Origin of the sequence: Clostridium chromiireducens, from assembly GCF_002029255.1 — a bacterium.
Lineage (GTDB): Bacteria > Bacillota > Clostridia > Clostridiales > Clostridiaceae > Clostridium > Clostridium chromiireducens.
The window spans coordinates 30,929-54,530 of the sequence record NZ_MZGT01000037.1; the positions used below are offsets into that span (position 1 = coordinate 30,929).

At 29.1% G+C, this 23,602-nt stretch carries 25 protein-coding genes and 1 pseudogene; 17 read left to right on the forward strand and 9 right to left on the reverse strand.

Features of this window, described 5'->3' with window-relative positions; translation table 11 throughout:
* Nucleotides 1-12: 12 nt before the first annotated feature.
* Complete coding sequence (locus CLCHR_RS14065) at nucleotides 13-945, forward strand: GNAT family N-acetyltransferase (RefSeq protein ID WP_079440468.1); 933 nt, start codon at nucleotides 13-15, stop codon at nucleotides 943-945.
* A 114-nt stretch (nucleotides 946-1,059) separates the two neighbouring features.
* On the opposite strand, the gene CLCHR_RS14070 is transcribed toward CLCHR_RS14065, so the two are convergent.
* From CLCHR_RS14070 to CLCHR_RS14085, 4 genes are read right to left on the reverse strand one after another with little or no spacing between them, the layout of a single operon-like run.
* Nucleotides 1,060-1,353: a spore coat protein gene (locus tag CLCHR_RS14070; protein ID WP_079440469.1), complete on the reverse strand. Its 294-nt coding sequence runs from the start codon at nucleotides 1,351-1,353 to the stop codon at nucleotides 1,060-1,062.
* An 18-nt stretch (nucleotides 1,354-1,371) separates the two neighbouring features.
* Complete coding sequence (locus CLCHR_RS14075) at nucleotides 1,372-1,596, reverse strand: hypothetical protein (RefSeq protein ID WP_079440470.1); 225 nt, start codon at nucleotides 1,594-1,596, stop codon at nucleotides 1,372-1,374.
* Between the two features lie 51 nt (nucleotides 1,597-1,647).
* Nucleotides 1,648-1,944 carry a spore coat protein gene (locus tag CLCHR_RS14080; protein ID WP_079440471.1) on the reverse strand — a complete coding sequence of 99 codons (297 nt, stop codon included), beginning with the start codon at nucleotides 1,942-1,944 and terminating at the stop codon, nucleotides 1,648-1,650.
* Nucleotides 1,945-1,975: 31 nt separating this feature from the next.
* Nucleotides 1,976-2,164: a hypothetical protein gene (locus tag CLCHR_RS14085; RefSeq protein WP_079440472.1), complete on the reverse strand. Its 189-nt coding sequence runs from the start codon at nucleotides 2,162-2,164 to the stop codon at nucleotides 1,976-1,978.
* Nucleotides 2,165-2,467: 303 nt separating this feature from the next.
* Between CLCHR_RS14085 and tlp the strand changes: the two genes are divergently transcribed.
* From tlp to CLCHR_RS14115, 6 genes are all read left to right on the forward strand, one after another.
* Entirely contained in the window at nucleotides 2,468-2,695 is a 228-nt protein-coding gene (tlp, locus tag CLCHR_RS14090) for a small acid-soluble spore protein Tlp (RefSeq protein ID WP_079440473.1), read from the forward strand.
* A 454-nt stretch (nucleotides 2,696-3,149) separates the two neighbouring features.
* Nucleotides 3,150-4,220: a butyrate kinase gene (buk, locus tag CLCHR_RS14095; RefSeq protein ID WP_079440474.1), complete on the forward strand. Its 1,071-nt coding sequence runs from the start codon at nucleotides 3,150-3,152 to the stop codon at nucleotides 4,218-4,220.
* A gap of 489 nt (nucleotides 4,221-4,709) precedes the next feature.
* Complete coding sequence (locus tag CLCHR_RS14100; protein ID WP_079440475.1) at nucleotides 4,710-6,584, forward strand: flagellar hook-length control protein FliK; 1,875 nt, start codon at nucleotides 4,710-4,712, stop codon at nucleotides 6,582-6,584.
* Between the two features lie 155 nt (nucleotides 6,585-6,739).
* Nucleotides 6,740-6,997, forward strand: a complete 258-nt coding sequence (locus CLCHR_RS14105; RefSeq protein WP_079440476.1) for an EscU/YscU/HrcU family type III secretion system export apparatus switch protein — start codon at nucleotides 6,740-6,742, stop codon at nucleotides 6,995-6,997.
* 33 nt (nucleotides 6,998-7,030) lie between these two features.
* A complete protein-coding gene (locus CLCHR_RS14110; protein WP_079440477.1) occupies nucleotides 7,031-7,720 on the forward strand; it encodes a metallophosphoesterase in 690 nt (229 codons plus the stop codon).
* A gap of 41 nt (nucleotides 7,721-7,761) precedes the next feature.
* Nucleotides 7,762-8,640 carry an aldose 1-epimerase family protein gene (locus CLCHR_RS14115; protein ID WP_079440478.1) on the forward strand — a complete coding sequence of 293 codons (879 nt, stop codon included), beginning with the start codon at nucleotides 7,762-7,764 and terminating at the stop codon, nucleotides 8,638-8,640.
* A 123-nt stretch (nucleotides 8,641-8,763) separates the two neighbouring features.
* Here the strand turns inward: CLCHR_RS14115 and CLCHR_RS14120 are convergent, their stop codons facing one another.
* Together CLCHR_RS14120 and CLCHR_RS14125 are read right to left on the reverse strand one after the other, a co-directional pair.
* A complete protein-coding gene (locus CLCHR_RS14120; protein WP_079440479.1) occupies nucleotides 8,764-9,708 on the reverse strand; it encodes a methyl-accepting chemotaxis protein in 945 nt (314 codons plus the stop codon).
* A 35-nt stretch (nucleotides 9,709-9,743) separates the two neighbouring features.
* Entirely contained in the window at nucleotides 9,744-10,424 is a 681-nt protein-coding gene (locus CLCHR_RS14125; RefSeq protein WP_079440480.1) for a DUF2225 domain-containing protein, read from the reverse strand.
* A 204-nt stretch (nucleotides 10,425-10,628) separates the two neighbouring features.
* Between CLCHR_RS14125 and yjbM the strand changes: the two genes are divergently transcribed.
* The 5 genes from yjbM to CLCHR_RS14150 all read left to right on the forward strand — a co-directional run bounded on the left by yjbM (nucleotide 10,629) and on the right by CLCHR_RS14150 (nucleotide 15,850).
* On the forward strand, nucleotides 10,629-11,420 hold the full coding sequence (yjbM, locus tag CLCHR_RS14130; protein WP_079440481.1) for a GTP diphosphokinase: 792 nt from the start codon (nucleotides 10,629-10,631) through the stop codon (nucleotides 11,418-11,420).
* A gap of 172 nt (nucleotides 11,421-11,592) precedes the next feature.
* Nucleotides 11,593-12,372 carry a hypothetical protein gene (locus tag CLCHR_RS14135; RefSeq protein WP_079440482.1) on the forward strand — a complete coding sequence of 260 codons (780 nt, stop codon included), beginning with the start codon at nucleotides 11,593-11,595 and terminating at the stop codon, nucleotides 12,370-12,372.
* A gap of 17 nt (nucleotides 12,373-12,389) precedes the next feature.
* Nucleotides 12,390-13,478, forward strand: coding sequence for an AAA family ATPase (locus tag CLCHR_RS14140; protein ID WP_079440483.1), 1,089 nt, complete (start codon nucleotides 12,390-12,392; stop codon nucleotides 13,476-13,478).
* 198 nt (nucleotides 13,479-13,676) lie between these two features.
* Entirely contained in the window at nucleotides 13,677-15,005 is a 1,329-nt protein-coding gene (locus CLCHR_RS14145) for a vWA domain-containing protein (protein ID WP_079440484.1), read from the forward strand.
* A 173-nt stretch (nucleotides 15,006-15,178) separates the two neighbouring features.
* A complete protein-coding gene (locus CLCHR_RS14150; protein ID WP_079440485.1) occupies nucleotides 15,179-15,850 on the forward strand; it encodes a hypothetical protein in 672 nt (223 codons plus the stop codon).
* A gap of 112 nt (nucleotides 15,851-15,962) precedes the next feature.
* Here CLCHR_RS14150 and CLCHR_RS14155 read toward each other — a convergent pair whose 3' ends face one another.
* Nucleotides 15,963-16,292, reverse strand: a complete 330-nt coding sequence (locus tag CLCHR_RS14155) for a HesB-like protein (RefSeq protein ID WP_079440486.1) — start codon at nucleotides 16,290-16,292, stop codon at nucleotides 15,963-15,965.
* Nucleotides 16,293-16,552: 260 nt separating this feature from the next.
* Here CLCHR_RS14155 and CLCHR_RS14160 point away from each other — a divergent pair, with 260 nt between their 5' ends.
* Both CLCHR_RS14160 and dcd read left to right on the forward strand, forming a co-directional pair.
* Nucleotides 16,553-17,296: a polyamine aminopropyltransferase gene (locus tag CLCHR_RS14160; protein WP_079440487.1), complete on the forward strand. Its 744-nt coding sequence runs from the start codon at nucleotides 16,553-16,555 to the stop codon at nucleotides 17,294-17,296.
* A gap of 125 nt (nucleotides 17,297-17,421) precedes the next feature.
* Complete coding sequence (gene dcd, locus CLCHR_RS14165) at nucleotides 17,422-17,943, forward strand: dCTP deaminase (protein ID WP_079440488.1); 522 nt, start codon at nucleotides 17,422-17,424, stop codon at nucleotides 17,941-17,943.
* Between the two features lie 685 nt (nucleotides 17,944-18,628).
* Here dcd and CLCHR_RS14170 read toward each other — a convergent pair.
* Complete coding sequence (locus CLCHR_RS14170; RefSeq protein WP_079440489.1) at nucleotides 18,629-20,107, reverse strand: sensor histidine kinase; 1,479 nt, start codon at nucleotides 20,105-20,107, stop codon at nucleotides 18,629-18,631.
* 65 nt (nucleotides 20,108-20,172) lie between these two features.
* A complete protein-coding gene (locus CLCHR_RS14175; protein WP_079440490.1) occupies nucleotides 20,173-20,865 on the reverse strand; it encodes a response regulator transcription factor in 693 nt (230 codons plus the stop codon).
* Nucleotides 20,866-21,063: 198 nt separating this feature from the next.
* Here CLCHR_RS14175 and CLCHR_RS14180 point away from each other — a divergent pair, with 198 nt between their 5' ends.
* The 3 genes and pseudogenes from CLCHR_RS14180 to CLCHR_RS14190 form a co-directional block, all read left to right on the forward strand.
* Complete coding sequence (locus tag CLCHR_RS14180) at nucleotides 21,064-21,993, forward strand: hypothetical protein (protein WP_207652320.1); 930 nt, start codon at nucleotides 21,064-21,066, stop codon at nucleotides 21,991-21,993.
* Nucleotides 21,994-22,141: 148 nt separating this feature from the next.
* Entirely contained in the window at nucleotides 22,142-22,567 is a 426-nt protein-coding gene (locus CLCHR_RS14185) for a FlxA-like family protein (RefSeq protein WP_079440491.1), read from the forward strand.
* A 707-nt stretch (nucleotides 22,568-23,274) separates the two neighbouring features.
* Nucleotides 23,275-23,602, forward strand: a pseudogene (locus CLCHR_RS14190) (hydroxyacid dehydrogenase); the annotation flags it as partial.

Sequence of the window (23,602 nt, forward strand, 5' to 3'; positions counted from 1 at the left end):
AGGAGGTTCAAAATGATAAGAAAGATGGAACTTAGAGATATTGAAGAAATAAAAGAAATAGATAGGCTATGTTTTAAAATTGATACTAAAAGAACAACAGAGGGAATACGTGGATATATGGAAGCAAGTAATAATTCAAGCATTGTGTATGAAATAAATGATAAAGTCGTAGGATTTAATTTTATACATATTTGGGGAGAATTTGGTTGGTTTGGTCCTTTTGGGGTTCATCCCGAATATCAGGGAAGAGGTATCGGAAGAGCGTTAATAAATGAAACAATAATAATTTTAAAAGAAGAGTATAAGGTATCTACAATAGGCCTAAATACTATGCCTGAATCTCAATATAACGTAGGGTTCTATATGGGATTAGATTTTGCACCACTTAAACTCTCATTAGGACTAAAAAAGGAAATTACTTCTTTAGAAGTGAAGCGATATGTTTCTTCGAATAATGTTAATGAGATAGATATAAGTAATGAAAAAAGCTATTTAATTATAGAAGAATATTTAAAATCTCTATCAGATTATATATGTAGAAACTTTGATCTGACTTCTGAACTGCACTTAATAAGGGAAGAAGCCTTTGGAACTATTTTCACATTAGAAAGTGATGAGAAAATCTGTGGAATTATAATATGTTATACGAAAGCAGTAAGAGAAATTCTATCTGAAAATTTACAGATAAAACTAGCAGTTATAGATGGGAAGGTAAATTATAAAGAGGCATTAGATATCACTATAGATTTCTGTACCAAGTATGCTCAAAAGAATAATTATAAAAGCATATCGATAGATTGTAATACTTATAACTCGGTAATTTGCAATTATCTAATGGCAGAACATAAATTCAAAATAGAAAAAACTCAGGTTATGATGCTCATGGGAGAAATTAATCCATTTGAAAGTGAAAAAGTATTATTATTGACACGTTTAGCCGGATAGAGGTTTGAAGAGTATTTCTTACTGAAGAAAATTATATAATCAAATGGCTTCAGATACTTTTGCATTGTAATAAAAAGCTAGAGTATACTCTATACTCTAACTTTTGCATGCATTTTAGGAATTTAAACTTTGAGAATTCTCGTACTCATTTCGTAATTGTTCCATTGGATCATCTTGTGCTGGATACCAGCCTTTATTTACCGCTATATCTGATAATTCAAAGTGCTCAGTTACAGCTTTATCTAATTGTCCTCTTAACATTTCTCTTAACTCTAGGTTAACAGCTTCTGCTGCTGAAGCGGATAAAGAAGTTACAGCAAATTTAGAATCTTTAAGCATATCTATAACTATATCCTTATCAGCTAGGGCTGTATCATCATTTCCTAATAACTTATCTAAAAAAGACATAAGAAATACCTCCTATTTTTATTGCATATTTATTTTATTTTCTATAAAAGTTTGCATTGAATTTATGTTATCCTTTTTACTATCTAAGCATCTTTCCATAAAAGATTTTAATTCATCATCTTCTACCATAGGCATGCTAGCTTGTATTTTTTTAACACCTATAACATTAGTATCTAGTAATTCTCTTAGTTCAAGCATTTCGTGTGGAGCTAAGCCAACATTATTAGAATTATTATTGTTCATAATTTCACCTCCGAATTTAAAGTACAAATTTATTTAATGCAAAATAATGTCTTAAGAACTAGATTGATTCATAGAGGTCATGGAGTTAATAGAGTTTATACTTGATAATTCTTGTTGAAGCTGCTGTTGAGGATCTTGTTGTGCGTTGTACCAGCCCTTATTCATTGCTATATCAGATAATCTATAGTGGGAGTTAACGCAAGCGCTTAATTGACCTTTTAGCGTATCTCTTATTTGAACATTTGTTGTTTCAGTTAATACTTTTGCTAGAGTTGTTATTGTTGCTTTTGAACTTGTAATTAAATCTAGAGCAATATCTTTTTCAGATAATTGTTTATTTTGTTCCATAAAAACTCTCTCCTTTCTATAAAGTAATTTTTTATGATAATGCAGATTGTATGTTTTGTAGAGAAGCTTTTTTAGCATTTAGAGAATCTTGCATAAAGCTTTTTAATTCATTATCTTGAACCAAGCTCATACTTGCATTGATTTTTTTAATTCCTAACATTTCTTGGCTTATGAGTGCTCTAATTTCAATTGCTTCATGTGGCGCTAATTGAGTATTCATAATAATCACCTCCTGACTATTATAGTATTGCTCTCATAATTACATTAATGTGTGGAAAATAAAGCTATTAATGAAAATTAACTAGCATAATATTTAAAAAGAAAATTAAAAATTATTATATGTATTGTATAGTATTTTTTACATCTTTTATTCCTTCTATTTCCCATTAAAGTATATAGTCTCTTATTTTCAATTTTATATATAAGATGTTTGTACATAATAATTATAGTTTTGCAAATAATAAATAGGAAAAGTGCTTATGGTAAGTACACTTAAGATATAAAACAAAGGAGAGATGCAATTATGAAAAACAAACCAGATGATAGAACAGATAATATAGATAGAATTCAATATAACATTGATAGAACTATTTTAAACTGTGAACTTGCAGATGAAATGATAGCAAAAACAGATGATTCTAAGATGAAACAAGCGCTAGAAGATAAGAATGAAAGAAGATTAGAATCACTTCAAGCTATGAGATGTGAGATAAGGGACGAAGCATTAGACAAGGAAAAAGGATATAAATAAAAATAGTTCAACTAAGATTTAGGTGGAGCTTACGCACTCAGCCTAAGTCAAGTTTCACTTGATATAGCATTTAACATATTAAATAAATTTGTGACATTGCACATTGAATTATGATATGAAAAATTAAAATATAAAATCACTTGTGAAATATAAGTAATATCACAAGTGATTTTATATTTTAATAATTAAATGAATATGACATCTTAAAAATAATCATACTAGATAATGGGAAAAAGCATAATATTCTATAAGTAAAAAATAATTTGACTTATTTGAGAAATTATTTCTTGTAACTATTCCGTAAGTATCATATAATATTATCGCCAGTATATCCCTAAATTCTACAAAATTTTTGAATTTTGTAGTAAAAAAAGTATTGATTTTTTAATTGTTTTATGGTTTAATTTTACAATCATAGGGAATAGTGAAAATAAAAATTTAAGGAGGAAAAAGTGTGAGTTATAAATTATTAATAATAAATCCAGGCTCTACATCAACAAAAATTTCTGTATTCGAGGATGAAAAAGAGATATTCGGAGAAACTTTAAGACATTCTTCAGAAGAAATAGGAAAGTTTAAGCATATTTCTGATCAACAGAACTTTAGAACAGAAGTCATATTGAAAATACTTAAAGATAATAACATAGATATAAAAGAGTTAGATGCAGTAGTTGGAAGAGGTGGGCTTTTAAAACCAATCCTTAGTGGAACTTACAAAGTAAACGATACAATGCTAAAAGATTTAAAGGAAAGTGTTCAGGGAGAACATGCATCTAATCTTGGAGCTATAATAGCAAATGAAATTGCAAATTCTATTGGTAAATCAGCATTCATAGTAGATCCAGTAGTAGTCGATGAATTGGAGGAAATAGCAAGATTATCAGGTGTTCCAGAACTTCCTAGAAAAAGTATTTTTCATGCATTAAATCAAAAAGCAGTGGCAAAGAGATATGCAAAAGAAAATTCAAAAAATTATGAAGATATAAATGTTATCGTAGCACATATGGGTGGCGGAGTTTCTGTAGGTGCACATAGGAATGGAAAGATAGTTGATGTAAATAATGCACTTGATGGTGAAGGAGCTTTTTCACCGGAAAGAAGTGGAGGAGTTCCATCAGGTGATTTAGCTAGAATGTGTTTTAGTGGAAAGTATACTCTTGAAGAAATTTTAAAGAAGATAACTGGAAAAGGTGGTTTTGTAGCTTACCTTGATACAAATGATGCAAGAGTAGTAGAAAATGCAGCACTTGAAGGAGATCCAAAAGCTAAATTAATACACGATGCAATGGGATATCAAGTGTCAAAAGATATTGGTGCGGCAGCAGCAGTACTTAATGGTCAAGTAGATGCAATAATATTAACTGGTGGTATGGCTTACGGAAAACCAATGGTTAATCTAATAAGTGAAAAAGTGTCATTTATAGCACCTATAGTGGTTTATCCAGGCGAAGATGAAATGCTTGCCTTAGCTCAAGGGGTTATTAGGGTATTAAAAGGAGAAGAAGAATCTAAGGAATATAAATAATTTTCTTCAGTATATTGTCACCTATATAGGTGACAATATACTATATAAATTAATATGAATAATTCAAAAGAATTTTACTTATCAAATCTTTATATAGAAATCGTCCAACACATCTAGAAATCTATTCTGTGAAGAAAATACATATACTATTTATATTAATATTTTTAGTTTAAATTAACAGAGTTAGTATTTGTACGTACCCTTATCATACTACAAATCATTGGAAGCAATGAATCTCCTATTTATGATAAAAATCCATTTATTACAATAATTGTTAATATATTGTTGTTATTCGTGTGCTTGTTGAGGTACTTTGAGACATAAGTATTTATTTCATTTAATTTAGTTGTTATTTATAGTACACTAAGAATATATAAAGCAGAGAATTACATGAAATTAGATATTAATAATAGTTAACTTAAACTCTTCTTATACGATAAATATATTAAGAGTATGCTTAAGTAATAGTTTAGTAGGGGAGAAGATGATATGCCAGGAATTTGGAATGTAAACAATGGATATAATGTAAATACGAAGAAAATTTCTAGCAAGTTAACTTTTGAGGTAGGGGAACGCTTTACAGGAAGAGTGGTTGCAAAAGGGGACGGAAAAGATGTTTCAATAAGGCTAGCGGATGGATGGCAATTTATTGCTGAAATTGAGGAGAAGGTTAATTTAGATGATATTAAATTGCTTAAGTTTCAAGTAGATGGATTCGAAAATGGAAAATTGAAACTTAAGCTAGTTAAAGGAGCTGGAAGTGAAGAAACCACTGAAGATGATAATTTTAGAGAAATTATTGAAAAAGAAGGTCTCTCTAAAGAAGATATTGATCTTTTGAAGAAAATGGTAAGGCGTAATATTCCTCTTACTAGAGAAAATATAAATCAAATAAGAGGATTGCTTCAATTTAATGGAAAGATGAGTGATAATCCTAAGGAAATGGAGTCTTTTATTCAAACGTATCTTCAAAGTAAGAATATATCATCTGGTAGCGCTGAAGGCCAAGCTATAAAGGAAATGTTAACAAAATTTTTAAATGAATTTAAGAATATGGGATCTGATGATATACTCACATTTATAGAGAATAACTTAGATTTTTCTGAAGAAAATATAAATAGTTTCAATAAACTATTTAAAGGAGATTCTTCAATAGAGGAAATTCTTAAAAAAATAAGTAATTCTTTAAGCTCTCTAGAGAATTTCACAAATTCATTAGAGAATGATATTGAAACTATATTTAGAAATAAAATAGTAAACAAGGAAGCGGAATTAACTAAAAATCCTATAGATTCAACTACAGCTTTAGCATCCAAAAGATATAATGAAAATGATCCAACGACTAAGAAGATAAATGTATTAGACGTACTAAAAACATTAGCAGGAAGTGAAGATAGTGAATTAGATATTGTCCAAAAAAATGCTGTAAGGGAAAGTATAAGTACTAATAATGAAAAGGTAGAACTTCGTGAATCTTTAGTTAAAAAGTTAGAGGATAAAGAAATAGTAAAATTAATAAAAGATACTATAGGAGAGAGTATTGCAACAAATGATGGACCTAAAACTCAAGCTGAACGACTTGTTGAGTCAACAGCTAAGCATAAATTAGAGTTATTGCTTAGCAATATAGATGGTGAGAAAGTTGAAATTACAGATAATGAATTTAGAGATTTCACTAAATTATTAAATGATAAAAGTACTATCCATCCTAAAGAAGCATCTATAGGTACAATTAAGGATGAAGTTGTAACTAAAGATAATTTTAATTTAGGAAAACTAAATTCTGGTGATTTATTCGAAAGAAGTAATATAGATAATAAAGAAGCCATAAAAACGGAAATGAAGGAAAGAATTGATAATGTAAGAGATATAGTTAAAAATATATTAGCACAAACAGATTTAAAAGATTCTGGATATGAGAAGATTATGAATCTAGTTAAAGCTAATATTAATGATATAAAGATGTTTAATTCTATTAGCAATGAATATTATTATTTAAATGTTCCTATAACTGCAAACAACCAAGAATATCCTTGCAAGCTTATAATTAAGGATAATAGAAAAGATGGAAAAAAAATCGATACAACCAATGCTAAAATGGTTGTTAGTGTTAGAACAGTAAACTTAGGCGAGATAGACGGATATTTAACTTTAAGGGAAAATAGAATTGATGTAAATTTGAAATGTGATAATAAATTTACATCTACCCTAAATAATAATAAGTCAAAGCTAGCGGATGGATTATCAACTCTTGGATTATTTGTTAATATAAGTGTAGCGACTAAAGATAAACCTGTAGATCTGGCTAGTTGTAGAAATTTCTTTAACGATTTAACTATTTCTACTATCGATATTAAGGTATAATTAGTATTGATATCTTAATATATTTAATTTGACGAATTAGCTATTATGTGCAATGAAAGATTTTGAAATTATAATATTTTTTTAAGTCGTAAGAGATTTCATCTTAAATTGTACATTTTAATATATGTGAAATATTGATTAGGAGTGTACAAAATATGAATCACAGGAAAAGAGCAGCAGCATTAAAATACGAATTTAATAGCGACGCTCCAATTGTTACAGCAGCTGGAATGGGGCATATTGCAGATAAAATAATAGAAAAAGCAGCAGAAAATGAAGTACCAATAGTCTATAATAAGGAATTAACTGATTTATTATGCAATGTAGATGTTGGAGATGAAATTCCTGCGGAATTATATGAATCGGTAGCACATGTAATAGCTTTTCTTACGGATTTAGATAAGAAGAGATGACTTACATACGGATAATAGAAAGGTGATAAACAAATGGCACTTTATACAATTTCAGATTTGCACTTAGGTTTTAATGTTGAGAAACCAATGGATATTTTTGGAGATAAATGGAAAGATCATTGTGATAAAATAAAAGTAAATTGGGTTAGCAAAATAACTGAAGAAGATATGGTGCTTATAGCTGGAGATATATCTTGGTCTTTAAAAGAACAAGATAGTAAGTACGACTTAGATTGGATTAATGAATTGCCAGGGAAAAAGATTATAAGTAAGGGTAATCATGATTACTGGTGGGTAAGTATTTCAAAGCTAAATAGAAAATACGAAAATACTAAATTTCTTCAAAATAATTTTTATAGTTATGAAGACTATGCTATATGTGGAACACGAGGATGGATGTGTCCAAGTGGAGAAAAGTATAGCGATAAGGATAAAAAAATATATGATAGAGAGCAGATACGATTAAGACTTTCTCTAGATGCAGCGAAGAAAAACGGTTTTGAGAAGATAATTGTCATGCTTCATTATCCTCCAACAAATGAGAAATTTGAGGAGTCTGAATTTACTAAAATAATAAAAGAATATAATGTAGAAAAGGTTGTATATGGGCATTTACACGGACCAGTATTATTGGGGAAGGTGTTAGATGGGTATCTTGACGGCATTGAATACATATTAACCTCAGCAGATTATCTTGATTTTAATCCTAAAAGAATTCTTTAAGCTGATATAATTATATAATTAATCTTTGGAGGGAAAGTTTTATGATTTATTCTTTAGAAAATGAAAAAATAAAAATTGCTGCCGGTACTCATGGGGGAGAATTGCATTCTATAACTGGTAAAAAAGAAGGAACAGAATATCTTTGGAGTGGAGATCCAGAGTACTGGAGATATCATTCACCACACTTATTTCCAATAGTGGGGAACCTTAAGGATTCTAAGTACAGGATTGATGGCAAAGAATACGAACTTCAATCTCATGGGTTTGCTAGGATATCAGAGTTTACATTGTTATCTCAAAGTAAAGATAGTATTACTTTTGAATTAAGATATTCCGATAAAACTCTAGAGATCTATCCTTATAAATTTTCTTTACAAGTTACATACACGCTTGACGAAAGTTGTGTAGTAGTAAGCTATAAAGTAATTAATTTAGATAATAAAGTAATCTATTTTTCGTTGGGTGCTCATCCTGCATTTATGTGCCCAATTGAAAAAGACGAAGTTTTAGAGGACTATTATCTCAAATTTAACCAAATTGAAAATAGCTCAATTATGTGTTTTGATGAGAATGTACGTTTTACTCATGATAAGAAGGCATATTTAATCAATAGTAATATAATTGAACTTAATAAAGAAGTTTTTAAAAATGATGCATTAGTGTTTAATGATTTAAAATCAGATAAGATTACAATTAAATCAAGAAATCACAATAAATCTATAAGTGTGGAATTTAAAGGCTTTCCATACATGGGTATATGGGCGCCATCAAAAGGTGCACCGTTCGTATGTATCGAACCTTGGTTTGGTCATGCAGATTATGGAGATTTCACCGGAGAATTCAAAGAAAAGGAAGGCGTACTTCCATTAGAAATAGGGAAAGAATTTAACTGTAGCTATAAGATATTTATTGAGCAATAGTGATTTTATTTTGAACGCTAAATAATGAATGTTAGTTAATATAAAGCTTACTTATAAAAAAAGAGGATATCTAATTATAGAAGTTAGATATCCTTTATTTTTATGTAACAAACAATAAAATTTTTAGAGTAGATTATCTATTGATTTGTTAATTTTTCCTATAGCATTTTCTTGAGTATTGAGATCCACGGCAATTTCCTTAGATAAAGCTTCGTGTTCTTCAAATGCAACACTGATGTTGTCAATTGTTGAAATAACATTATCTTTTGTTTCAGAAGCAGTAGTCAAATTTTCTATACAAGTATTGATTTCATCAGTAGCTTCCTCAATAGAAGATTTTATATTAGAGAAACTATCTTTAGCTTCTTCCAATGAATTGTGTTGAGTAACTAAAGCTGAATTACCAGAATTCATTGCATTGGATGCTTTTAAAATATCAACTTTGATTTCTTCCAATATGCTTGTTATACTTTGAACAGCAAGCTTTGAATTTTCAGCAAGTTTTCTAACTTCACCAGCAACAACTGAAAATCCTTTACCAGCTTCACCGGCTCTAGCAGCCTCTATAGCTGCATTTAGAGATAGTAGGTTAGTTTGACTTGCTATTTGACTTATAGAATCAGTTATACTATTTACAGATTCAAGCTTTGATACTAGGGCATTAACAGTCGAAGTTGAAACAGTAAATGCATCTTCAAGGTCAGTTAACGATGTATCTAAATGGTCAATTGTATTTAAACCATTATCGGCTAATTTATCTGTATCTAATACTTTAATATGGACATTAGTTATATTAATTGCTAAATCTTCCATATTCGATCTAAAATTAGATAACATATTTTTAGCATTTCGTATTTCTTTTGTTTGAGTTTCAGCAGAAGATACTAATGACGAAACAGATGATGTAATATCCTTAATAGAATTATCCATAGTCTCAACATTACCTTTTATGTCATTAATTTTACTTAAATCCTTTTCAATTATATTACTGCTATTTTCTGCAACTTGAGTAACTTGTGAAGTTTTGTTATCAGAAGCAGCTTTATTATTATTTTTGAAAAATCCCATGTTATATCCCCCTTAGTAATAAATTAAAAATATTTCTAATTGTTTGTATTTTTAATTAAATCTTTACCAATTCTAGCCATTTCTTTAACCTTAGCAGAAGAGTTCGTACTAACAATCGTTCTAGAGAACCATAATAATGCATCTTGAGAATTATCTAACTTTCTGTTTAATTCACCAAGTAAATACATTAAAGAATCTCTTTGTAATCCGTAAATAGGAAAAATTTCATTGGTATATGCAGAGTTAAAACCATCAAGAGCTTGCTTCAAGAAAAGGTTCTCTTGCTCATTATTATTAAGTAATCTATACATCCAAGCAATTTTTAGCGAAATCATACCTTTTGTACTTTCTGGAAGGCCAATAAGTACAGCATTTAATAAAGATAATTTATAGCGCTCAATTGCTGATTTTTCGTCCAAAATAATAGGGTATTCCCTTGGTTTCCATTTTGGAGTTACATTACTTAAAACAAGTTCTTTTTTATGAGATTTAATCTTTTCAAAGTCTGATTTCATTGCAGCATAACCACAAGAATTACATATTATAACATCATAAAAATATGGATTTATTACTGAGTACCTAATAAAAAAATCTGAATCCTTGGAAGTAACTCTCGGTGACTTAGATTTTACAGTTTTGACCTTGAAATGCGAATCACAAACAGGACAAACTGTTTGTTTATCAAATAAATGGTTTAGAATATTAGTATCGTTCATTTTAGTCACCCCATTAAAAGTACATAACTTAAAAAATATTTTTTTGTATCCTCAATATAAATTATATCATATTAAATAAATTCATAAATAGATTATGAAAATTTTTTAGGTACTTTATATATTATTATTTACACTAATTTTAAAGTTTTTGATATAATAGATAAGGACGATATTGAGGAATGAAGTTATTAAAGGGTGGTAGCAATGGCAATAAGTGATTGGAAGGTTTTTTTAATGCCTTACGAGCAAGCGGTAGATGAGCTTAAAGTTAAATTAAAATCAATTAGAAAAGAATATAGAAGAAAAAATGAATACTCACCTATAGAATTTGTAACTGGAAGAGTGAAGGAAGTTTCGAGCATGTTAGAAAAAGCTAACAAGTTTGAAATTCCAATAGATAGAATTAGGTATGAACTTGAAGATATTGCAGGCATAAGAATCATGTGTCAGTTTGTTGATGATATAGATACTGTGGTGGAAATATTAAGAGGCCGTAAGGATATGCAGATTCTTTATGAGAAGGATTATGTAAGAAATGTTAAGGAAAGCGGCTATAGAAGTTACCACATGATAATAAAGTATCCAGTTAATATGGCAGAAGGTTTAGTAGAAATTTTAGCAGAATTTCAAATAAGAACACTTGCAATGAATTTTTGGGCAACAATCGAACATTCCTTAAATTATAAATATAAACAGCACATACCAGAACAATTAAAAGCAAAACTCAAGAGATCTGCGGATGCAGCATTTAGATTAGATGAAGAAATGCTTGAGATTAAAGATGAAATAAAGGATGCTCAAAAGCTATTTGAAGTTAAATCTCACTTAATCTCGAATATAATGAATTCACTGTTGACCCTTATTTCATTAGGTAAAGAGGTAGAAGCATCTAGATATCAAAAAACTTTAAACAAGTTAATTGAAGACGGTGAAGTGTGGGAATTAAATAGTTTATTATTTTCTGTTAAGAAGGAAATTGAAAGATATAAAGATTAATTAAAGCTATGTTTGATGGTTACAATCAAACATAGCTTTATGGTGTTTATCAATCATAATTAAACTTAAACAATCAATCTCTATATATTATCTGTTTTATATAAGCCTTTTATAGTATATAATAATTAATATTAGGTAAATAAAATTACAAATAGAAAGTAAAGGAGAAATTATGAATAAGGAAGAATTATTATTTAAATTAAAAAATCATCCTGAGTATATTCGTGAGTTAGATGAAGTAAGTGAAGAATTACAATTATTTGTTGTGAAAAATAATGGCAACAACATAAAATATATAGAGAATCCTAGTAAAGAAGTTCAAAAACAGGCTATTAAGAGTACTCCTTTGAACGTTAAATATATTAAAGATCTTGATGAGGAAATTGGTATAATATGTGTTAAAAGCTTGTGGAATTCATTAGAACTAATGGATGATCCTGGTGAGAAAATTATTGAGGAAGCTATTAAAGTTAAGGGATGGGCTATACAATTTGTAAAAAATCCCAGTGAAGAATTACAGCTTTTAGCAGTAAGCAAAGATTATGATGCAATCAAGTATATAGAAAGTCCTTCAGAAGAAGTTCAGCTTGCAGCTATAGAAAATTATTATGGAGCTATTAGATTTATAAAAAATCCTAGTTTAAGGGCTAAGGTCAGAGCGGTGAAACTAAACGGTGAAGCCATTAATTATATTTCTAATTATGATTTAGATGATATAAAAGTATTCATTCATGAAAATATAAACGTAGTTAAATATATTTATGATAGTGTTGATGTGGAGTTAGTAGTTGAGATTCTTCAAGAGAAAATTAAGGATGAAAATATCGAGAAAAAATACATCGAAGATTTCATAGAATTAGAGATCTTAGAAATGGATAAAATTAATTTCGTTAGAGAATTTGGAAGTAACAATGCAAAAAAATTACTTGTAGATTATAAATTATCAATATAAGACAGGCGGTGAAAATTTTGAATTATTCAGAATGTTTAAAAACGGTAGATTTAATAGTCGCAGCAAATGATGTACCTTTGATTATAGGTGAAAGTGGAATTGGAAAGACTTCTTTAGTTAAGCGTATAGCAAGAGATAATGGACATTATTTAGTTACAATTGATGCTAATTTATTAAAAGAAGGGGAAATAGGAGGCTTACCAGTAGTTGAAAATAGAGTTACAATGTACGCTACCCATAGCAAATTAATTGAAATTGAAAAAGCCATAAAAGAAGATCAAAATAGAGATGTTATTCTATTTATAGATGAGTTAAATAGGTGTGATCATGCAGTTGCTCAAGAGCTTATGAATTTAATTTTGAATAGAGAAATTAATGGATATATATTGAGTGAAAGAGTAAAGGTAATAGCAGCAATGAATCCTTCCAATAGAAATGATGGATTTCATAATAGTAAATATGATGTTGTAGATATGGATCCAGCTCAGGAAGATAGGTTTGTTTGGGTAAAGCTCGATTCAGATATCAAGGAATGGATTAAATGGGGAATGAGCGAAAACGGAAATATAGACGAGCATGTTATAGAATTTTTATCTACGTTTCCGGAATATCTACATATGTCAGAATCAGATGAAACTATAAAGGCTACGCCAAGAAGCTGGGAAAGGATATCAAAAGCATATAAAATATATTTAAATAACAAAGATAAATATCCATTAGATATATTTTTGAATGCTGTAAGAGGAAACGTTGGAGTTAATATAGCTAATGACTTTGCTAATTTTCTCGTCAATCTAAAAAAGCCTTTAATAAGAACAGAAGATGTATTTAATAATGATATCTTAAGCTTTGATTTAAAAGAAAAGGTACAAGATGAAAATCACTCAAGGTTATATATATTAGCAAAAAATTCATTAAGATATTTGGAAAGTGTTCCTATTGAAAAGAATTTTAGATTATTCTCAGAACTCTTAAATTTATATCCAAGAGATTTAAGACTCGGAATAATGAAAGAAATTAAGAGAGATTATAAAGGTGGAATATATGAAAGACTGCTTGAAAATGATGAATTCATTGAAGCATTTTTCAATATTTTTAGCCGATAAGAAGATACAAAATCTTATAGATATATAGATATTCAATTTAAGTATATTATCTATAGATAAAGACATTTCCATTATTACTAAACCTTAAGTGTACAACTTTACTAGAAACCGAAACACAATATGTTACTTATTTCGGTAAGTTAACACATAAGTTTAAGTCACATGATGTTTATTTATAGTAAAAGAGGTGAATAGTTTTTGGATTTTGAAGATAGAAGACAGCAGCTTCTAAAAGAGGCATATTTACTAGAGGAAAAAGTTAAATTTAATGATGATTATAGAAGAAATTTTTTTGAATTAGTTGAAAGTGTTATTTTATATTTATTGCAAACTCAGGATGTTTTTTTTGGACAATTTATGCTCAGAGTGAGAAGAGATATAAGTGTTAATTTAACAGTTCCAATTGCTACTATTCCTAGACGTGACGGCTTTAATATGTACTTTAATCCATTTTTATTTTTGGAATGTAATAGGAAAGAAATGGCAGCGTTATTTAAACATGAAATATATCACATAATGAACTCCCATTTTGAAAGGGAAAAAAGATTAAAGAATAGATTTAGCAAAGAGGCAATAAATGTTGCGTTAGATATTTCAATTAATCAGTATATAAAAGATTTGCCAGGTTCAAGTAAAAGGCTTAGCGCTGTAAATATGGAGTATAATTTATTACTTGGAGAAAATAGAAGTATTGAGGAATACGCCGAAGAAATATATAAGTCCATTAAATCTAGAATAAAAAAGGATAAAATAAGTAAGGATTTAGGACGTGAGATCGATATAACTAAAGCTCACGATTTATGGGAAGAAATTGAAATAAGTGAAGAAGATATAAAAAGCTTAACAAAGAAAACAGCTATAAGTGCTTATACAAAGAATACACCTAAAGGATTAGAGAATATAATTTTAGCATATAGTGAAACTGCTGAAATACCTTGGCAGGTGGTTTTGAAGAATATATTACCAACAGTAAAATCAGGATATAAGAAAACTATAACAAGAAGAGATAGAAGACAATCAGAAAGGCTGGATCTACGGGGAAGATTACCTAAAAATGAATCCGAATTAATTGTTGCAATTGATATAAGTGCTAGTATAAAAGATGATGATATGCATAAAATTTTAGTCGAAATACTGTCAATAACTGCTAATGCAAAAAATAGCATTACAATTATTGAATGTGATAATGAAATTAGAAGTGTATATAAGCTTACCAGTGAAAAAGATATTCGCAAAAGAGCTAGGAATAACGGCTCAACAAAATTTACTCCAGTATTTCAATATATTTTAGATAATAATTTGAGAAATTCAGTACTAATATATTTTACTGATGGAGTGGGGGAAAATGAACTAGGCGTGAAACCAATTAATAAAAAAATAATATGGGTTGTGTCTGGAAATGAAGAGCTATCTCTAAAAACTCCATATGGAGAGGTAAAAAGAATAAATACAGAAGTAAAAGAAATTATCGAAGGTAATATAGGCTTGAAAATGGTTAATGAAGCTATACATGATTGGGCTAGATGATAAATTTTAGAAGAACAATATAGATATCTAACATGTACCTTAGAACTAAAAATATAAAAAAATGGAATAAGTAGTATACTTTCAGAGTTGGTCTATTATTTTCGTGAAATAACTTTAAATATGCAAATATAAGCTTCTATGTTAGAATAGATTATAACAAAGGAGGTGTATTCTTGGTTAAAGGAATAAAAAATATAGATTATTTAATGTTATTATCTGTACTTCTTGTAATAAGCATAATATTTAATTTATATACATTTTTTAAATTAAATAATTATAAATATAAAATTGAACAGCAATCATATACTAAGATAGAAGATTTTAAACAAAGAAATGAAAGTAATATGGATATTTTATCTAAGAGTGTAGAAGAAAAAAGTATAAAAAATGAAGATTTGTTAAAACTATATAAAAACTACGATGTTATGTCTAGTGACACAATGGAGCTTTGGCAACAATATGGCTCTTATATGCAAAATGCAATACCTCTGTTTTCTAAGAATATAAAAACTAAAAAAATAATGGAAAATGATATACACGGAAGAATAAAGGAATACATGTTATCTGTATTAAATAAAGAAATGAAAAATGAAAGAGACAAATTTATATTAGAAAGCGAAGATTTGGAATCCTTTAAATCTATGCATGAAATTTCTTCTAAATTATATGAGTATTTTAATGATTTTAATGAAAAAACATTAAATGGAGTAACAGGAGAAGCTAAAGAAAAGAAAGTTATAAAGGAACATTATTGGATAGATATGCTTGAAGGTATCTATGATATAAGCGATAGTTATGTAAATTTACAGTGGAAGATAGAAGAAACAAAAAATACGAATTCATAAGGGGCATATTTAAATGCTATAAGGGCAAAAATTAAATTAAGTCTTATAAGAGATGTTTATAAATAAAAAATGTAGAATAAATATGTATATATTTATTCTACATCTTATTATTTTAGTGGCATCCAGCACAAGAGCCGCCACATCCACCTTCAGGTGCGATAACAGGCTTAAGACTTAATCCATTGCCTTCATTTTCTTCAGAAGAAAGAATTATGAATCCACCGAATTGTTCTGCTAAAGTTTTTTCGAACATAAATGTAATATCATTTATTTTTTCCACTTCATCATCATCAGTAGCTTCTGAAAGAGATATATTGAAAACTGGGCCACTACATGAATTACCAGCGAAATTTATTCTAATATTGAAGTCGGTTATTTTATTTTCTTCTAAAAAGCCTTTAAATTCATTATATGCTTCTTCACTTATAGTAACATTTTTCATATAAACACCTACCTTAATAAAATATTGCTTTAATGATATTCAATCATTAAAGATAGTATAGCACATATATATTCAAATAAAAAGTTTATAATAACAGTTATATTATGTCTAATAATGTGATATTATATTATGGTTTATTAAATATATTAATTTAATAAAAAGTATGGTAAAATTATACATGTAATTTAAAAGTGCTAATGGAATATATGAAATCTTAGCTATAGATTTCAAGCCAAATATTAGAAGAAAGGGAATTAACTATGAAACCATATAATAAAAAGTTTGTGTTCCAAGAGATAAAAAAATATGCTGAAATAATTAATCAAGGAACTTGTGGTGACTATAGAATAGTTAAAAATACCATGCTAGAACAAGGTCTAGAAGGATATATGTATGAGAATAAAGAAAAAGTTGATATAGATATAGTTCAATTATATAAGAATGATACTAATTTGATGAAACTTACTCCTAAAGAGGTAGAAAGTTCATATGGGCCTATTTCTTTTGCATATGGAAGAGTTGGGATAGTTGGGCTTGGAATTGGATATATAGTTCAAGAGATAGCAAAGAAATCAAAAGTAAAAGAAGTTATCGTATATGAGATAAGTGAAGAAGTCATAAGTTTATATAAGCAAAATTTTAAAGAAAATAAAAAGATTAAAATAATAAATGGTGATGCTTTTAAGGCTGAAAAAGAGGTATTTGATTTTTTTTATGTAGATATATATAGATACCAATTAACCTCTCAAGTTGTAACAGATTATAAGCGCTTTAATGAATTACACGAGATTGAAGAATATGCATTTTGGGGGTTAGAGCATTTTCTATTAAGTTGCAAATATGAAGATATAGTATGGGTATATATACCAGAAAATTGGATTTCGATGAGTAAGAAAGCTTATGAAGCGCTTGACGCGTCTGGATATATAAAAAGTTATAAACCTTTAGATGAAGAAAAAGTTAGGACTATATTGTTAGAATTTAAAGAGATTTTAAATGAATAAGAATATATGAATAAATATTAAATAAAATGATATTTGGTAAGTATCTTTTATATATTGATGTAGTGATTGATTATTTACAACAGAGATTATTTGTTATGAATTGAAAGAACGAGGGGGATAAATTAATGATATTATCAGGAAAAGAGATATTAAAAGATATCGGTAAAGATATAATAATTGAACCATTCGATGAAAAAAGAATAAATCCTAATAGTTATAATTTATCTTTACATAATGAATTATTGATATATGAAAATGATGTCTTGGATATGAAAGTTCCAAATAAAACAAAGAAAATAATTATTCCAGAGGAAGGTTTGCTATTAGAACCAGGAAAATTATACTTAGGCAGGACAAATGAGTTTACTAGTACAAGTAAATATGTTCCAATGCTTGAAGGACGATCTTCTACAGGGAGACTTGGGCTATTTATTCATGTAACAGCAGGCTTTGGTGATATTGGATTTTCAGGATATTGGACATTAGAAATTTTCTGCGTTCAGCCTATACGAATTTATCCTAATGTAGAAATATGCCAAATCTATTATCACGACATACACGGAGAATATGATTTATACGATAGCGGAAAATATCAAAATAATACGGGAATTCAGCCAAGTTTGATGTATAAGGATTTTGAAAAATAATTACGAGTAAAGGTAATGAACAACCGAAAGAGAATACATATATGTTCCGCAGGACTATGAAAATTTTCGCTGAGCATATCTAAAGGTCAAGTTGTACCCACATCTGCATGCTCTTGCGGTCAAGCGGACATGGAACAATTTCTCAGTAAGATATGCAGCAGCTTATTTTTCAATGCCTGCTCCACATATATGTATTCTTTTTATTTGTTTTGTTATCACTTTAAGAGTTTCACGGATACCCTTTCCAATTTCATATGTTTCGTGTATTAAAAGTATGTAAATTTCTTTTAAAGACTATAAATACCCTTCATTAAAGATACTACTAACCCAAAATACTTGCATTAATATAGAACTTATTTTAAGCTTACTGCTAGACTAGAAAGGGAATATATGTTTTTGCGCAGTGTTCATAAGAAGATTTTGCTGGTTATGATTCTAGATTATAAGTTGTTCCGAATGTGCTTGTTCAATGCGCAGCCATTGAAGCAAGCACTTTGGGTACAACTTGTAATCTTAGAATAATCCAGTAAAATCTTCAAGGAACCGAAGCAAACACATATATTCCCTTTCGGTTGTTTAGCAGTAAACTTAAAATAACCTCTTAAAGCAAGTGTTTTTATATTTTGAGTTCTTAGCAATACATTTATATTCTGTAATTTATAGCAATGCATATGTTAGTTTATAGTTAAGAAATTTTATATATAGGCAACTCAATTATAAATAATGCACCCAGATTTGAATTCTCCGCAATGATTTTTCCATTTAATTTTTCAATTATGTTTTTACTTATAGATAGTCCAAGTCCGAAATTGCCTTTGGTTCCTTTATAGAATCTTTCAAATATATTAGGAAGTTCATTATTTTTGAAACCTGGTCCATCGTCTGAAATTATTAGTTTTACTATTGAGCCATCTACAATTTGTAATTTTACTGAAACAATATTGTCTGCATATCTTATACAATTACTAATAATATTTGTAATTGCTCGGGAAAGTTTTTCTTCATCTCCATATATTTTCGATATTTCTTTTGGAAGATCGATCTTTAGTGCTATATTATTTTTTTCGGCCAATAGATCCAATCGTTGAACACACTCATATATTAATTCATTTAAATTTAAATCTTCATAATTATAATTCTCTTCAATTGAGTCAAGTCGAGACAGGTATAACAAATCCGCCACTAAATTCGTCATTCGGTTTATTTCCGAAAGTATAATTGGGACAGCACTATCTATGTCGACAACACCGTATTTTATACCTTCAGCATAGCTTTGAATCGACATGAGCGGAGTTCTAAACTCGTGCGATGCATTTTGTAAAAAGGTTTTTTGAGCCTTATCATGTATTTCAAGTTTCTCAGACATAGTATTAATATTGTGTACGAAATCACGCAACTCATCATATACAGGTACTTCAATCTTTCTACCAAAGTTTCTCTCTGAAATATAACTTATATATTCATTAAGATGAGAAAAAGGTTCGGTTATTTTTTTCGATACACGTGAGGAAAAGACAACTGTTATTAATGCAGAAAAAATAAGTATGAAAAAAAGAATGCAGTTTATCACTAATTGAAGTTGATTTATTTTTTCAACATTTGAATATATAATTATCCACCCTAAACCAAAAGAATTTTTATCAGATACTGGTTTTATAATAGCGATGTATTCAGTATCGTGTACATTAAGATTTACTTCTAATTGTGTATCAATATCTTTAGCACCGTTAATTTTATCTATAATCAGTTTTGTAAGATCAATGTGGGTAGAAGTAGATCTGTCTGGAAAAGGATTAATCCTACTTTTATCTTTATCTAGCAAGATAAAATCTGAATTTAATAAAGAAAAGGGCTCTTTAAGTGAATGATCTAACAAAAAATAATATCTGTAGGGATCAGTAACATCTTTTGCATCGATATGTGGCCCATTATCATATAAATCTTCAGGAAGATGAGGTTGTGGTTTCTTTGGGAAAAAATCGGGACCATGCTGAAGTGCAGTTTGTTCAGCGTTTGATGCAATTCTCTCTAATTGTTCTATGGTATCATTTTCCATGTACATTCGGACAGTAACATTAAATATTACTGTAGTTAATATTGCCAGCATAAAAATTACAATAATATTATATTTAAATATTCTCCATTTTATTGTCTCTCTTTTCATAATATCATCCAGTCTATAGGTATTTAGAATAAAGTTATAAATTTATGTATTGGTTATTTAAGAATTTATTTATCGTATACTGTAAAGCCAAATCCCCATACTGTATGAATTTTCAACTCTGAATTTAAATCGGAAAGCTTTTTACGTATTCTTTTTATCATATCATCAGTAGCTCTAGTTTCTACTCTATTTTCAAATCCCCAAACTTTATCTAAGAGTTCACTTCGGCTGACAGCTCTGTTTTTATTTTCTATGAGGTAGTTAAGGAGTGATAATTCCATTACAGTAAGACCTAGGGGGGATCCATTCACCTGGGCTTGTTTGGTATCAAGGTTTATTAATACATCTGATATTTTAATAATTTTAGTATCAGCCGCTGGGGTTTTGTCTAAATCTATTCTTCTAAAAATACTATGAATTCTTGCAATGAGTTCTAAAGGACTAAAAGGCTTTGTAAGATAATCGTCACTACCTAACTTAAGACCTGTTATTTTATCAAATTCTGTATCCTTTGCTGAAACAATTATAATAGGGACACAACTTTTATGTCTTATTAAAGAGCAAAGCGCATATCCATCTATTTCAGGCATCATAATATCTAATATAAGCATATCAGCCTGCCTTTCCTTAAAAGCTTTAAGAATGGCATGTCCATCGACAAAAGTTTCTACATCAAAACCCTCTCTTACGAGAAAAGATTTTATGATGCTGCTTATATTTACTTCATCGTCAGCAATATATATAAGTTTCCTATTCATGAAATTAGTTCACCTCAAGATATATTCTACCATATAGTTATCTTAAATATTATTGTAAATTTGTAGATGTATTTATTTGCCACAAATTTGCCACAAAGCTGCCACAGCATTACGTTAGATTTTTAATGATTTATTTCGATGAAATATGTATAGGAGAAAATAATTGCAGGGAAGCAGGTCGAAGGAGAGAATTATAGCATGAATACGATAAGTAGTAATCAAAACAATATGGAGGTGTATCTTCAAAAAAGGTTACAGGAAGCAAGGGTTTTACAGCAGACTAAATTAGAACAGAAAAAAAATCAAGAAGATAATAATTTTGTTTCAATAAGTCAGCAAGGTCTTCAAGCATTAGAAAATTCTGCTCAAAATATATCTAGTAATAATCCTTTATCTAGTTTAGTGGAAGCTGGAACCATCACTCAAGACCAAGCAGATGCTGTTCAAAGCGTATTTCAATCTAGAGGAAAAGAAATTCATTCTTCTGGAATATATAGTAATAACGCTAAACCTCAAAACCCTTTACAAAGCTTAATAACTGCAGGAACTATTACTCAGGATCAAGCAGATGCTGTTAAAAGTACATTAGAAGAAACTATGAAAGCAAATAGAACAAGTGCATCAGCGACAAGTAATAATGTAAGATCAAATCCACTAGATAGTTTGGTATCAGCAGGAACAATAACTCAAGAGCAGGAAGATTCAATTAAGAGCGCATTTGAAGCAAATAGACCAAGCAGAGGTGCATCATCAACTAATACCCAAACAGACCCGTTAGACAGCTTGGTGTCAGCAGGCACAATAACTCAGGAGCAAGAAGATGCAATTAAGGGCGCACTTGAAGCGAATAGACCCAATAGAGGTGTATCATCAACTAGTACACCAGAAGATCCATTAGATAGCTTAGTATCATCTGGGACAATAACAGAGGATCAAGAGAATGCTATTAAAACTGCATTTGAAGAGGCAATGAAAGCAAATGGACCAAGCAGAAATGCTTCATCAACTAGTACACAAGTAGATCCATTAGACAGCCTAGTATCAGCAGGGACTATAACTCAAGAGCAAGAAGATGTTATTGAAAGTGCGTTCGAAGAAGCCATGAACTTAAATAAATTAAGTATGTAATAAATAAATATGACTCAAATAAATCCATTAGATGGCTTGGTATCGGCTGGAACAATAACATAAAATCAGGAAGATAAGATTCAAGATAGTCTCCAAGTTAAACTATAGGAGACTATTTTAAATAAGAAATATTTTGGAGGTATATATAATGACAATTAATACTAATTCCACAATGGCTAGTGCACTTAAGCAGTCAGGCACTTCGAGTAAGACTTCAAGTACATCCAGTAGTTCGAGTAGCTCAAGTAGTTCGGGGGGGACAGATGTTAGTTCACTTGAAGCACAATTATCAAGTATTCAATCAGAATTGGCGAAAGTTAATTCTGATTCTAGCTTAGACACAAAAACAAAACAAGCTAAAGCGGCAGAGATACAATCTCAGATTCAAGCAGTTCAAGCAGAAATACAAACAGCAAGAGCTCAAGAAAACCAGAAGGCTCAGGAAGTTCAAAACGCTAAGAGTGCCGATAAGGCATCTAGTTCAACAAAAGATTCCGATAATAGCAGCACTAGTGCTACAAATTACAATTCTAATGCAGTAGTCTCAAGCACAAAAATTGATGTTTATGCATAAATTAAAAGTTAGACTTATGTGTAACTTACGGAAATAAGTAACATATTGTGTTTCGGTTTCTAGGAATTTTGACGGATGATTCTACGACTAGAAGTTGTACCCACTCTACTTGCTTCAACGGTAAGCGTTGAACAAGCAGAGTAGAACAACTTCTAGTCAAGAATCGTTATCGTTAAAATTCCAATTAAACACTACAAACAATATGTTACTGATTTCTAGTATAGTGATACTCTCAAATTTAACAAGTATAGACAGTTATTCTAACTAGAAGTCTAATTTTTAAATTGGGTATCTATAGAATGAATCAAAGACAGTGGAAAGTTTTGAATTAAAAACTCTACTGTCTTTTATTAATTTATAAAACTAAGATATGCTAGTATGCATTCGATTTCATATGTATGAATAGTAAATTTGAGTTTTACTTAGCTACTAAATTAAAATATAATCTCTATAATCACAATTACTTTTACTATAATCTTATCTGTAAGGTTTTTGTGGTTTTATTTTTTAGATAATAACAGGTATAATAAAAAGTGCCAGATATATTAATTGTAAAGTAAATATATTTAATAAAATAGGCATAAAATTGCAATCATAGAAGTGAAAAATTGTTAGAGCGCTTCTATTTGTAATAATGTTAGTGAATTATAAGTTGGCAAAATGAGATAAAGTATTATAAATATAAAAGATAAAGGAGAACAAAGAAAATGAAATTAGTAATTTTAGAACCATTAGGTATCGATAAAGATAAATTATTAGGTATGGCAAAAGACACTTTAGGAAATGAAATAGAAATAATATATTATGACACCAGAGTAGAAGAGACTGAAACTTTAATAGAAAGAAGTAAAGATGCTGATGTTGTAGTACTTTCTAATTTACCATACAAGAAAGAAGTAATAGAAAACTGTCCTAATTTAAAAATGATATGTGTTGCATTTACTGGAGTAGATCATGTTGCTATGGATTACTGCAAAGAAAAAGATATTATGGTATGTAATTGTGCTGGGTATTCAACTGTTGCAGTTGCAGACT

Excerpts from the sequence above, each read along its gene's own strand:
- CLCHR_RS14110 (WP_079440477.1), top strand. The coding sequence starts at position 7,031 with ATGGCACTTTATACAATTTCAGATTTGCACTTAGGTTTTAATGTTGAG.
- CLCHR_RS14120 (WP_079440479.1), bottom strand. The coding sequence starts at position 9,708 with ATGGGATTTTTCAAAAATAATAATAAAGCTGCTTCTGATAACAAAACT.
- CLCHR_RS14170 (WP_079440489.1), bottom strand. The coding sequence starts at position 20,107 with ATGAAAAGAGAGACAATAAAATGGAGAATATTTAAATATAATATTATT.
- CLCHR_RS14105 (WP_079440476.1), top strand. The coding sequence starts at position 6,740 with ATGAATCACAGGAAAAGAGCAGCAGCATTAAAATACGAATTTAATAGC.
- CLCHR_RS14085 (WP_079440472.1), bottom strand. The coding sequence starts at position 2,164 with ATGAATACTCAATTAGCGCCACATGAAGCAATTGAAATTAGAGCACTC.
- CLCHR_RS14125 (WP_079440480.1), bottom strand. The coding sequence starts at position 10,424 with ATGAACGATACTAATATTCTAAACCATTTATTTGATAAACAAACAGTT.
- CLCHR_RS14070 (WP_079440469.1), bottom strand. The coding sequence starts at position 1,353 with ATGTCTTTTTTAGATAAGTTATTAGGAAATGATGATACAGCCCTAGCT.
- yjbM (WP_079440481.1), top strand. The coding sequence starts at position 10,629 with ATGGCAATAAGTGATTGGAAGGTTTTTTTAATGCCTTACGAGCAAGCG.
- CLCHR_RS14175 (WP_079440490.1), bottom strand. The coding sequence starts at position 20,865 with ATGAATAGGAAACTTATATATATTGCTGACGATGAAGTAAATATAAGC.
- tlp (WP_079440473.1), top strand. The coding sequence starts at position 2,468 with ATGAAAAACAAACCAGATGATAGAACAGATAATATAGATAGAATTCAA.
- CLCHR_RS14180 (WP_207652320.1), top strand. The coding sequence starts at position 21,064 with ATGAATACGATAAGTAGTAATCAAAACAATATGGAGGTGTATCTTCAA.
- CLCHR_RS14075 (WP_079440470.1), bottom strand. The coding sequence starts at position 1,596 with ATGAACAATAATAATTCTAATAATGTTGGCTTAGCTCCACACGAAATG.
- CLCHR_RS14155 (WP_079440486.1), bottom strand. The coding sequence starts at position 16,292 with ATGAAAAATGTTACTATAAGTGAAGAAGCATATAATGAATTTAAAGGC.
- CLCHR_RS14100 (WP_079440475.1), top strand. The coding sequence starts at position 4,710 with ATGCCAGGAATTTGGAATGTAAACAATGGATATAATGTAAATACGAAG.
- dcd (WP_079440488.1), top strand. The coding sequence starts at position 17,422 with ATGATATTATCAGGAAAAGAGATATTAAAAGATATCGGTAAAGATATA.
- CLCHR_RS14080 (WP_079440471.1), bottom strand. The coding sequence starts at position 1,944 with ATGGAACAAAATAAACAATTATCTGAAAAAGATATTGCTCTAGATTTA.
- CLCHR_RS14065 (WP_079440468.1), top strand. The coding sequence starts at position 13 with ATGATAAGAAAGATGGAACTTAGAGATATTGAAGAAATAAAAGAAATA.
- CLCHR_RS14115 (WP_079440478.1), top strand. The coding sequence starts at position 7,762 with ATGATTTATTCTTTAGAAAATGAAAAAATAAAAATTGCTGCCGGTACT.
- CLCHR_RS14135 (WP_079440482.1), top strand. The coding sequence starts at position 11,593 with ATGAATAAGGAAGAATTATTATTTAAATTAAAAAATCATCCTGAGTAT.
- CLCHR_RS14160 (WP_079440487.1), top strand. The coding sequence starts at position 16,553 with ATGAAACCATATAATAAAAAGTTTGTGTTCCAAGAGATAAAAAAATAT.
- CLCHR_RS14185 (WP_079440491.1), top strand. The coding sequence starts at position 22,142 with ATGACAATTAATACTAATTCCACAATGGCTAGTGCACTTAAGCAGTCA.